The sequence below is a fragment of the bacterium genome (assembly GCA_016873475.1).
Lineage (GTDB): Bacteria > Krumholzibacteriota > Krumholzibacteriia > JACNKJ01 > JACNKJ01 > VGXI01.
In genome coordinates this window covers 22042-33506 of sequence record VGXI01000011.1, presented here as the reverse complement: position 1 = coordinate 33506, position 11465 = coordinate 22042, and the positions used below count along the sequence as shown (strand labels likewise).

7 protein-coding genes are annotated in these 11465 nt (G+C 70.2%); 2 read left to right on the top strand and 5 right to left on the bottom strand.

Annotated elements, in window-relative coordinates; translation table 11 throughout:
- Positions 1-590 precede the first annotated feature (590 nt).
- From FJ251_02205 to FJ251_02195, 3 genes are all read right to left on the bottom strand, one after another.
- A complete protein-coding gene (locus FJ251_02205; protein ID MBM4116544.1) occupies positions 591-3596 on the bottom strand; it encodes a tetratricopeptide repeat protein in 3006 nt (1001 codons plus the stop codon).
- 56 nt (positions 3597-3652) lie between these two features.
- Positions 3653-4000: a hypothetical protein gene (locus FJ251_02200; GenBank protein MBM4116543.1), complete on the bottom strand. Its 348-nt coding sequence runs from the start codon at positions 3998-4000 to the stop codon at positions 3653-3655.
- Positions 4001-4139: 139 nt separating this feature from the next.
- A complete protein-coding gene (locus tag FJ251_02195; GenBank protein MBM4116542.1) occupies positions 4140-5528 on the bottom strand; it encodes a sigma-54-dependent Fis family transcriptional regulator in 1389 nt (462 codons plus the stop codon).
- Positions 5529-5641: 113 nt separating this feature from the next.
- Between FJ251_02195 and FJ251_02190 the strand changes: the two genes are divergently transcribed.
- Positions 5642-6745: a 23S rRNA (adenine(2503)-C(2))-methyltransferase RlmN gene (locus FJ251_02190; GenBank protein MBM4116541.1), complete on the top strand. Its 1104-nt coding sequence runs from the start codon at positions 5642-5644 to the stop codon at positions 6743-6745.
- On the opposite strand, the gene FJ251_02185 is transcribed toward FJ251_02190, so the two are convergent.
- Positions 6742-8457, bottom strand: coding sequence for a portal protein (locus FJ251_02185; GenBank protein ID MBM4116540.1), 1716 nt, complete (start codon positions 8455-8457; stop codon positions 6742-6744). The two genes, FJ251_02190 and FJ251_02185, sit on opposite strands and share 4 nt — an antisense overlap.
- Positions 8458-8583: 126 nt before the next feature.
- Between FJ251_02185 and FJ251_02180 the strand changes: the two genes are divergently transcribed.
- A complete protein-coding gene (locus FJ251_02180) occupies positions 8584-9945 on the top strand; it encodes a DUF4139 domain-containing protein (GenBank protein MBM4116539.1) in 1362 nt (453 codons plus the stop codon).
- 104 nt (positions 9946-10049) lie between these two features.
- On the opposite strand, the gene FJ251_02175 is transcribed toward FJ251_02180, so the two are convergent.
- Positions 10050-11453 carry a hypothetical protein gene (locus tag FJ251_02175; protein ID MBM4116538.1) on the bottom strand — a complete coding sequence of 468 codons (1404 nt, stop codon included), beginning with the start codon at positions 11451-11453 and terminating at the stop codon, positions 10050-10052.
- Between the last annotated feature and the right edge of the window lie 12 nt (positions 11454-11465).

Sequence of the window (11465 nt, the reverse complement as noted above, 5' to 3'; positions counted from 1 at the left end):
AAAAGCTGAAAAAAGGCAAGAGGGCTCGCGCCCTCTCGCCTTGCACATCTCAGCATCAAGGAGAGGAGTTCATCTCCTGCGACCGTCGCTCTCCGGTTGTCTCGGCGTGTTGCCCCACACTTCACGCCGGGACTGAATCAACCGACTCACCGGAAACCGGCGGCCAACTCGAGGGAAGGCATCGAATCCGGCTGACTTCCCCTATCATTTCCGTTCGAAATCCCTCGAGGAAGTTTGGAATGGGCCCTCATACCTGCCAGGCCTGGCCCCTCCGCGCTTCACGGCGGCTTCAGCAGAGAATGTGCCAGGCGAAGTGCGAGGCGCCGCCGTCTTCTCCCTTGGTATGGAAGCACTTGCGAGATCGAGCGCCGGCCCTCGCCGCAGGGCCTCACCCCCGGATGCAAGTTCCTTGAGAGCGATGGAGGGACGGCGATCGCAAGCGGCGCTCAGCACGCAGTCTAGCGACTAGCAGGACCTCTGGTGATCCGCCGCGTCTTCGGAGGACTCTTGCGCGAGAAGCCCGGGAATGCTGCGGCCCGGAGGGGGACTCCGGGCCGGTGACAACCTGAGCGGGTGCGACGCCGGGCCGCTCAGACGTCGAGGTCGTACTTGCGGATCTTCTGCAGGAGGGTCGGGTAGCTGATCCCCAAGCTCCGGCAAGCGCGCGTGCGGTTCCACTCGGCCTGCTCCAGCGCCTCGACCAGCAGCTGGCGCTCCAGTTCGCCCACCTGCCGCTTCAGGTTCAAGTCCAGGCCAGGCACCTGCCCCTTCGCGGCTCCCTGCAGGGTGTCCTCGAGCACGATCGCTTCGCTGGCTAGCGGCTGCTCGTCCGGGCTGAGCAGCAAGGCGCGCTTGATCACCTTCTCGAGCTCGCGCACGTTGCCCGGCCAGGCATGGCTCTCGAGCTTGAGCATCGCGCGTTGGGAGATGCCGCGCAGGTGCTTGCCGAAGTCGGCGCCGTAGCGATCCAGGAAGTACTCGGCCAGCAGGGCGACATCGCCCACGCGCTCGCGCAGGGGCGGCATCCGCAGCGGGAAGTCGTTGAGGCGATAGTAGAGATCCTCCAGGAAACGACCCTGGCGCGACAATTCCTTGAGGTCGGTCTTCGTCGCCGTGATCAGGCGCACGTTGACCGGAATGCTGTCGTTGGCGCCCACGCGCCGGATCTCCCGCGTGTCGAGGAATTGCAGCAGCTTTGCCTGCATCTTGAGCGAGGTCTTGCCCACCTCGTCCAGGAAGAGCGTGCCGCCGTTGGCCTCCTCGATGAGACCCGGCTTGTCGTGGATGGCGCCCGTGAATGAACCTCGCACGTGCCCGAAGAGCTCGCTCTCGAGCAGCTCTTCCGGCAGAGCCGCGCAGTTGACATGCACGAAGCGCCGGTCGCGCCGGTTGCTCAAACGATGGATCGCGTAGGCGAGCACCCCCTTGCCTGTGCCGGTTTCGCCGCTGAGCAGCACCCAGGCGTCGGTCTCCGCCACCTTGCCGGTCAGGTGCAGCAGCTCGAGCATGCCCGGATCGCGGGTGATGATGTGCTGCGTTGCCTCGGGCAGCTCGCTCAGCGGCACGGAGTGCCGCTGCAGGCGTTCGCGCTCCTGACAGGCGATGAGGGTTACCATGCGAGCGAAGCCCGCGATGTAGCGCACCATCTCGCGGGAGAAGCCGGGTTCGCCGGGCCGCCGACGCCAGAGGCAGAGGAATCCCATCTCCTTGCCCGAGTGAACCAGGGGCTGGAAGAGCAGCGAGCTGGCGGGACCCTCGCTCCCAGCGCTCCCGGCGCTCTCCGCGCTTTCGCCGCCGCCCCCCGACTCGCGCAGGCCCGCGACTTCGGCCCGGGTCATGCCCTCGAGGAATTCGAAGGGGCCGCCGTCGGCGCCATCCATGCAGAGACAGCCGGCATCGGCGTCGCAGAGCTCGAACAGACTGCGCCAGGCGCGCCGCAGGTCTTCGGGCAGATCCTCGCGGCCGCCGAGCAAGGTCTTCTGCGCACCCGGCAGGAAGCCGAATCCGCTCCCGCCCTGGGCGATCTTGCGCTGCTCGACTTCGAGACGCACGCGGTCGAGCTCCTCGCGCTCCGCGGCGTCGGCGTCGGCCGGCAGATAACCCTCGGCGTCGAAGACCGCGAGCAGCGCGCGATCGAGGTCGCCGAGCCAGCTCTCGACACACGCGAGCAACAGGCTCGCCTCGAAGCAGAAGCGATCGCAGGTCTCGTCACAGCGGTGCTGGAGCAGATCTTCGAGCAGCTTGCGGGCGCGCAGCGCGTCCTCGAGCGCACGGCGCGCAAAGAGCAGTCCGCAGTACTCGAGCTTGGTCCGGTCCTCCTCGCCCTGCTCTCGGGTATGCTGGAAAGCCTGCAGTGCATTGCGGAACGCGGCTTCCGCTTTCTCGCTGCTTTCGAGGCGCAGCCAGGCGCGGGCCTGGGTTCGATAGAGGTGCGGCACCTCGAACAGCTCGCCGTTGCTCTCGGTGAGCTTGAGGCCACGTTCGGCGCTGCGCAGCGCCTCCAAGGGCAGCCCCTGCTTGAGTTGCACGCGTGCGATTCGCTGCAGCAGCTCGACGACGACGTCGCCCTTGGGCGCGATCTGGCGCGCGAGCCCGAGCGCCAGCTCGTAGTTGGCGAGGGCGGCCTCGAGATCGCCTTTCGCCTCGGCCAGCTCGCCGAGGAACTCATCGGCGAGCGCCAGGCTGCGCTGCTGCCGGTTCTTCTCGGCGAGCACGCGGCTCTCGAGCAGGAGCTGCTCCGCGCGCCGGAAGTTGCCCAGTTGGATCTGCACCCGGCCGAGGGAACTGGTGGCGCGCGCCGCCTTGCCCTCGTCGCCCGCCTCGCGCGCCAGGCGCCGGGCGCGGATGCACATCTCGGAGGCGTCGCGGTGCCGCCCCTGCTTGAAGTAGACGATGCCGATGTTGAGCAGCAGGCTGATGCGAACGCCGTGCAAAGAGTGCTGCTTGGCCAGCGCCATGCTCTTGTTGAAGAGCACCAGCGCGCCTTCGAAATCGCAAGCGTTCTTCTTGAGCAGGCCCAGGTTCATCGTGGCGCCGATGACCCCGCGGTGGTCGTCGATCCGGCGGTAGGTGACGAGGGCATCGGTGAAGAACTCCTCGGCTTCGCGGGGATAGCCGAGGCGGGAGTAGATGATCGCGATGCGGTTCAGGTTCTCCGCCACCTCGCTGTGGAGCGAGGAGTTCTTGAGCAACTCGTAGGCCTGGAAGCAGAACTGGAGGGCTTCCTCGGGGCTGCTCGTGTACAGGTGGACCATCCCGATGCGATCGAGGACGAGGCCGAACTCCAGGCTCGTTTCGCGGCCCTTGAGCCTGGCCTGCGCGAGGTAGAACCACTCACGGGCCTCGTTGTCGAGGCCCTTGCGGTGATAGCTCTCGCCGAGCTTGAAGGCCAGTCGCCAGAGTTCGGCCCTCGGGCCCTCGTTCTGGAGGTTCTGGTAGGCCTGCTCGAAATACTCGAGCGCGAGGGTGTAGTTCTCCGAGGAGAAGTGGAAATCCCCCATGGCCTCGGTGTCGCTGGAGCTGACCAGCGAGGGCAGGGGGGCGCGTCCCGCCTGCTGCTGGAACTCCTGGGGACCGCTGCGATCTGGCTCTCTCATCGGTTCGTCCTTTGTGGGGTGGACGTACTCAGAGGGCGCGGCGTGAGCCGCGACGGTTACGGCAACAGCCAGTACTCCGTGCGCATCCACGCCTCCAGAATCAGCAGGATCAGATTCAGATCGTGCTGCGAGCGCGGCGGCTCCTCATCGTTGTTGACGCCGTCCCAGTAGTCGTCGTCGTCGCCAGAGAGGCTATTGCCGGGACCGCCGTCGCCGCCGTTGCCGCCGTTGCCGCCCCCCCCGCCGGCAGCGAGGCCCGTCGGGACTTCGCCTGCGGGTGGCGTCTCGGCGAGCGCCGCCGTCTCGCCGGTGCTCAGGGCTGAATCAGGTGCATTGCCCAGGCTGAGACTGCTGGCAATCAGCAGGGCCAGGATGAAAAGACAGGTGATTGCGCCCCTTCTCATCGTCGAATGCTCCTGGCAAGGGTAAGAACCCGCCGCCTCGCGATTCCAGGGCGGCATGGGGAATGATAGGCGGCCAGGGCAGGTGAGTCAAATCGCAGTGCTGCAAAAGAATAGCGCGGGGGGCGGTCGCCAGCGGTGCCTAGTCGTCCTCCTCAGGGCCTTCCTCGGCTTCCGGTCGGCCGGTCGTAAGTCCATATTTTTCAATCTTCTTGTAGAGATTGCTGCGCTGCATCTCCAGGGCGCGGGCCGTGCGGCTCACGTTACCCCCATACTCCCGGAGTTTCCGGGCGAGGTAGGCCGCCTCGCTGCGCTCCTTGAAGAGCTGGAAGCTGGGGGCGGCGAAGAGCGAGTCCTCCGCCTCGGCGCCGCCGCCGGCGGCCGGCGGGACATCCTCCGCCTCGATCCGCTCGCCCGGCGCCATGATGAGCAGGCGCTCGACGAGATTGCGCAGCTCGCGGATGTTGCCGGGCCAGCGGTAGGCGCGCAGGCGGTCCAGCGCCGCGGGGGCGAAGAGCTTGGGCCGCATCCCCTGCTCGCGCAGGTAGAGCTCGGTGAAATGCTTGGCGAGCAAGGGGATGTCCTCCGGCCGTTCGCGCAGGGGCGGCACCTGCAGCGGCACGACGTTGAGGCGGTAGAAGAGGTCCTCCCGGAAGCGATTCTCGGCCGCCTCGGCCAGCAGGTCCTTGTTCGTGGCGGCGATGACCCGCACGTTGACCTGCAGGGTCACGGTGCCGCCGACGCGCTCGAACTTCCCCTCCTGCAGGACGCGCAGGACCTTGGCCTGCGCGGTCAAGGACATGTCGCCGATCTCGTCGAGGAAGAGCGTGCCGCCGTCGGCCTGCTCGAAGCGACCGCGCCGCTGCTGGTGCGCCCCGGTGAAGCTGCCCTTCTCGTGCCCGAAGAGCTCGCTCTCGATCAGCTCGTTGGGAATGGCAGCGCAGTTGACGTCGACGAAGGGGCCTCCGGCGCGCGCGCTCAGGCGGTGGATGCGCCGGGCGACCAGCTCCTTGCCCGAACCGTTCTCGCCGGTGATCAGCACGCGGGCGTCCGTCGGCGCCACCCGCTCGATTCCCTTGAGCAGGGCGCGCACGGCCGCGCTCTCCCCCACGATCTGCTCGCCCTCGCCCAGGCGCTGGCGCAGCGACTCGATCTGGCGTTGCTGCTCGAGCCAGGCCAGCGCGTTGCGCAGGGTGACCAGGACGCGGTCGGCGTCCAGCGGCTTCTCGAGGAAGTCGAATGCCCCCAGCTTCGTGGCCTGGACGGCCGTCTCCACGGTGCCGTGCCCGGAGATGATGACGACCGGCATCGCCAGGCCGCCCTCGCCCAGGCGGGTGAGCACCTCGAGACCGTCCATGCCCGGCATCTTGATGTCGAGGAACACGAGATCGAAGGCCTGCCGCTCGGCGAGCGCGAGCGCGGTCGGGCCGTCGGCGGCCATCTCCACGGTGAAGCCCTCGTAGCGCAGGATCTTGCCCAGGGATTCGCGGACCCCGGCCTCGTCGTCCACCACGAGCAGGCGTACGCTCATCGTTGCCTCCAGTCCTGTCCGAGCGAGCATAATCGACGCGCGCCGGAGATGCCAGCGGATCCACCGCGCTCACCGGCTGGTCCAGCGGGAGCTGGCGTGCTAACTTGCCGCGCATGAACGCGTCTCCCCCTGCTGGCCGGATCCCCCTGAAGCGCCTCGCCCCCGAGGCTCTGGAAGACTGGCTCGCCGCGCGGGTCGAGCCCGCCTGGCGGCGACGGGCCGTCAAGCAGTGGATCTTCGCCCGCGGCGCCTTCGCCTGGGACGCGATGAGCGACCTGCCGCGCGGGCTGCGCGAAGCGCTGGCGGCGGAGGCTTCACTCGTCTCGCTAGCGCCCGTGCTCGCCACACCGAGCGCTCAGGACGGCTCGGTCAAGCACCTCCTGCGCCTGGCCGACGGCGAGACCATCGAGGCCGTGCACATGCAGGGCGAGCGGCACCCCACCTTCTGCATCTCGAGCCAGGTCGGATGTCCCCTGGACTGCGTCTTCTGCGAGACCGGGCGCATGGGCTTCCGCCGCAACCTCGAGCAGGACGAGATCCTCGACCAAGTGCTCTTCCTCCAGCAGGCGCTGCCGCCGGACAGCGCGCGTCCGAACCTGGTCTTCATGGGCATGGGCGAGCCGCTCCTGAACTTCGGTCCGCTGGTCGGCGCGCTGCGCCTGCTCGGGGAGACGCTCGGCTACGGCGGGCGGCGGATCACGGTGAGCACGGCGGGACTGCCCGGCCGTATCGCGGAGCTCGCCGCGGCGCCGGTCAAGGTGGGCCTCGCTCTCTCGCTGAACGCCGCCGACGACGCCACGCGGGCGGCCCTGATGCCCGCCCTCCACAAGCACCGCATCGCCGACCTGCTCGCAGCCTGCGCGGACTACGCGCGCCGCACCGAACGCCGCGTGACCCTCGAGTACGTCCTCATCGCCGGCGTCAACGATCGCGACGAGGACGCCGCCAATCTGCGCGCTCTCACCCGGCGGCGGCCCTTCAAGCTGAACATCATCCCCTACAACCCCGGCGCGACGCGGGTGCGCGTCGCCCTGCCCGGCGCCCGCCAAGCCGAGCTCGCGCGGCCGACCCCAGAGCAGGTCGAGCGCTTCGTCGGCCGGCTGGTGCCCGGCGTCCCGGGCGTGACCGTGCGCTGGAGCCAGGGGGTGGACGTCGGCGGCGGCTGCGGTCAGCTGCGCGGCCTGCAGTCCGGAGGCCGAGCGCGCGGCAGTCGCTAGCGGAGCGGCGCGTCGCCCCGCGCGGCCACGTGCGGGCGGTGCATCGCGTCGAGGAAGCGCTGGATGCGCGCGGGCTCCACCGCGAGGTGCACGAGCGACTGGCGGGCGATCTCCAGCGCGGCCTCGAACTCCGGCTCCACGATCTGGACGAGGCCGAGGCGCGCCAGCGCGCCCGCCTCGGCCTGTCCCTCGCAGCGCACGACGAGCGGCAGCGCGGGCACCAGCTCGCGCATCCGCGCGGCCACGATCTGCGCCCCCACCGCCGAGGGCAGTGTGACGACACCCAGCCGCGCCTCGGCGAGGCCGGCGGCCGCCAGCACCGGCGTCTGCGCGGCGTCGCCGAAGACCACCGGCCAGCCGCGCGCTTGCGCCTCGGCGAAGCGGTGCGGGTCGAAGTCGATCAAGCAGAAGGGCAGGCCCTCTTCGGCAAGGACGGCGGCCACGCGCCGGCCGACGCGCCCGGCGCCCGCGATCACGACGGGGCGCGCCGGCGGCGCGGTCGGCGCCGTCGGCCCGGGCAGCGCGCGCGGCCGCCAGCGGCGCCACCGCCGGTAGAGCGGTTCGGTGGCCCGGCTGAGGTAGGGTGTCAGCACCATCGTGACGAGCGCCGTGGCGGCGGTCAGCGAGAAGAGCGCCTCGCCGATGCCGCCGCTCTCCAGACCGAGCTGCGCCAGCAGGAAGGAGAACTCGCCGATCTGGCTCAGGCCGAGACCCATGGCCAGGGGCACCACGTTGCGGTAGCCGAACAGCCGCCCAACACCCGCGAAGATCAGGCCCTTGCCCGCGATGACGACGAGCACCATCAACGCCAGTTCGCGCGGATGTTCGGCGATGAAGGCGGGGTCGACGAGCATGCCCAGCGAGGCGAAGAAGAGCAGGCCGAAGACGTCGCGCAGGGGGATGATGTCGCTGAGCGCCTGGTGGCCGTACTCCGACTCGCTGAGCACGAGTCCGGCGATGAAGGCGCCGATCGCGTAGGAGAGCCCGGCCAGGTGGCTGAGGTGGCCGATGCCGAGGCCGAGGGCGACCACCGTCAGCGCGAAGAGCTCGCGGGAGCGCGCGGCGGCGGCGCGGGCGACCAGCCAGGGGACGACGCGCAGGGCGACGAGCACGAGCAGGGCGAGGAAGAGCGCCGCCCGGCCGAGGGCGAGGAGCAGAAGACCCGCGCCGCCATCCGGGCGCCCGATCTGCGGCAGCACGAGCATCAGCGGGACGACGGCGAGGTCCTGCGCGACGAGCATCCCCAGCATTACGCGGCTCGAGAGCGTGCCGAGGAAGCCGCCGGCGGCGAGGGTCTTGAGCGCGACCATCGTGCTGGAGACGCTGATCAGGGCGCCGAACCAGATCGCCTCCCGCGCCGGCCAGCCGAAGAGCCGGCCGAGCCCCGCGCCGAGCGCCAGGGTGAGCGCCATCTGGAGCGCGGTGCCGAGGACCGCGATGCGCCGCACGTCGCGCAGCGCCGAGAGCGAGAACTCGATGCCGATCGCGAAGAGCAGCAGGGCGACGCCGATCTCGGCCAGCAGCTCGATCTCGTGGGGCGAGGAGATCGCCGGCCCGCCAACGTGCGGGCCGAGCAGGATGCCGGCGGCGAAGTAGCCGAGGAAGACCGGCTGGCCGAAGCGGTGCGCCAGGGCGCCCAGGGCGAGGCCGCAGACGACGATCAGGGAGATGTCGGCGACGATGCCCACGCGCGGCGCCTCCGGGGAACGCAACTCGTGCCGCTAGGTAAACACCGGCACCCGCGCCACCGTCAAGGCCGCAGATCAGCGCTCCGACCGGCGCTTGCCAGGACCGGCGGCGGCGATTAGGATCCCCGCACATCGACAGGGAGGTATCCGATGCCACGGCCCATCGCCATCGCCCTTCTCCTCTGCCTGGCGGCGCCGGCCGCCCGCGCGGAATCGGCGATCGAGCTCACCGTCTACAACAACGATCTCGCGCTCGTGAAGGAGCTGCGCGCCATCGATCTCAGCCGGGGCGTTCAGGAGTACACCTTCACCGGCGTGCCGGAGCGCCTGCTGCCCGAGACCGTCCACTTCCGCAGCCTGCGCGATCCCGAAGGCACGCTCGTTCTCGAGCAGAACTACCGCTACGACCTGCTGGACCGCAACTCGCTGCTCGAGCGCTATCGCGGCCAGGAGGTGCGCGCGCTGGTCGACGGCGAGTGGCGCCGCGCGCGCCTGCTCGCGGCCGGCAACCCCACCGAGAGCCAGCCGCTCGGCCGCATCCTCGAGATCGATGGCGAACTGCACATCGAGGGCTTCGTGCTGCCCGCGCTGCCTGCGGGCCTGCTGCTCGAGCCGAGCCTGGTCTGGCTGATCGAGGCGGCGCAGGCCGGCCGCCACGAGGTCGAGCTGTCCTACCTGAGCGAGGGCATCGGCTGGCGCGCGGACTACGTGGCGGTGGCCGGCGAGAAGGATGTCCTCGATCTCACCGGCTGGGTGACCCTGGACAATCGCAGCGGCAAGGCCTACCCGGAGGCGCGCCTGAAGCTGGTGGCCGGCGATGTCAACCGCGTGCCGCGGCCCACGCCGCGGATGGCCAAGGGCATGGAGGCGATGGCCTTCGCCGCCGACCGCGGCGGCTTCGCCCAGGAGCAGTTCTTCGAGTATCACCTCTACACGCTCGGCCGGCCCACCACCGTCCTCGACAAGGAGCAGAAGCAGGTCGAGCTGCTGCGCATCGCCGGCCTGCCCGCCCAGCGCAAGTACGTCTTCCGCTCGGACAGCTGGCAGGAAGACAGCGAGCCGCGCGCCGTCGCCGTCACGCTCGAGTTCGCCAACAGCGAGGAGGCGGGCGCCGGCCTGCCCCTGCCCAAAGGCACTGTCCGCGTCTACCAGGCGGATGCGGGCGGCCAGCTGCAGTTCGCCGGCGAGGACGAGATCCCCCACACACCCGAGGGCGAGCGCGTGCGCCTCAAGCTCGGCGACGCCTTCGACATCCGCGGCGAGCGCCTGCAGACGGCCATCGACCAGCGCGGCAACCGGATCGTCTCGCGCAGCTTTCAGATCACCCTGCGCAACCACAAGGACAGCGCGATCCGCGTCGAAGTCCTCGAGGACACGCCGGCCTGGCAGGAATGGAGCGTGCGGGGCGCGAGCCACGAGTACGACAAGCGCTCGACGCGGCAGCTCGTCTTCACGGTGCCCGTGCCCGCGAAGGGCGAGGCGGTCCTCACGTATACCCTGGTGACGAATTGAGCTCCTGATCCGAGCCCGCGCCCCCAGGCGCCGGGCAGGTTGACGCGCTGCGCCCCGTCCGACAGCGCCTGCGAAGCGGCGCTGGAGGGCGGGGCGCAGCGCGTCTAGGAACGCCGGGGCAGGAGGGCGCGGAGCTCGGACCAGGAGCTCGCACGGGTCGCCAGGATCGAGGCGCCCACCAGCGCGCCGGTTGCCGCGAGGCCGCCGATGAAGCCCAGCGGCAGCGCCCGCTTGAGCAGGAGCAGGGCCGCCGCGGCCAGGGCGGCGCCGGCGATTGCCCGCAGGCTGGGCAGCAGGGCCGGCCGGTAGCCGTGGCGCGCGGCCGCGACCAAGCTGAGCAGGGCGGCCAGCGCCTCGCCGACGAGGAGGCCGAGGACCGCCCCCTCCACGCCGCGCGTCGGGGCGAGCCAGAGCATCAGGCCCAGGCTCACGGCGACGCCGCCCGCCTGCTGCAGCGTGCGCACCCACTGCCGGTTCAGCGCCGTGAGCACGTTGCCGGCCGCAAAGCCGATGAAGCGCAGGGGCAGCAGCCAGACGAGCAGGCGCAGCCAGGGCGCGCCGGGCAGATAGGCGGCGCCCCAGAGGCGGCCCAGGATCACCTCCGCGAAGAGCAGGGTCCAGAGCAGGGGAAAGAGCGCGAGCAGCAGCGAGCGCTGGAAGTAGGCGCGGTAGAAGGGCGTCAGGGCGGCCCGGTCCTGGCGGCCCAGCCGGAAGAGGTCGGGCAGCACGGCGGTCTGCAGCACCAGGGGCAGGATCTGGAAGACGACGAGGATGCGCGCCGGCGGCGCGTAGAGACCGAGGCTGTGCGCGTCGACCGTCTCCTTGAGGACGAGCATGTCCATGCGCGTCGCCGCCATCGCGAGCAGGCTCGAGAGCGCGAAGAAGACGCCCTCGCGCCCCACGGTCTCGCGCCAGCCGAGAGCGCCGCGGCGCGGCGTCGCGAAACGGCCGCTGATCCCCGCCGTGAGCAGCGCGCTCGCCAGGCTGACGCCCAGGTAGACCCAGGCGAAGTAGAGCAGGCCCGCCTCGCCGCGCCAGCCGTGGAGGACGACGGCGAGCAGCACGAGGCGCGAGAAGACGAGGATCGCCGCCGAGAACTCCATCCGCTGGTGGATCTGGAAGACGGCATCGTAGGTGATGGCGAAGTTGTCGGCCACCTTCGTCAGCGCGAGCAGCATGACCAGCGCATAGAGCGGGCCCTGGTGCAGCGCGTAGACCTGCATGCCGGCCAGCATCAGTGCCGCGAGCGCCGTCTTGATGACGAGGATGTTGAAGAGGTGCGCGCCCGCCCGGGTGCGATCCGCCGAGCCCTCCTTGAGCAGGATGCGGTTGAGCCCGAGATCGAGCAGGGCCGAGAAGAGCTCGGCCGCCGCGAGCGCCGCGAAGAAGCGCCCGTAGTCCGCGACCGGCAGCGCGCGGCCCATCAGCACGATGACGACGGCGCCGATCGCGATGGAGACGTAGCGCCCCAGGGCGAGCGAGAGGAAGTTCCTCAAGATCGGATTCAATGCGGCCGCTCC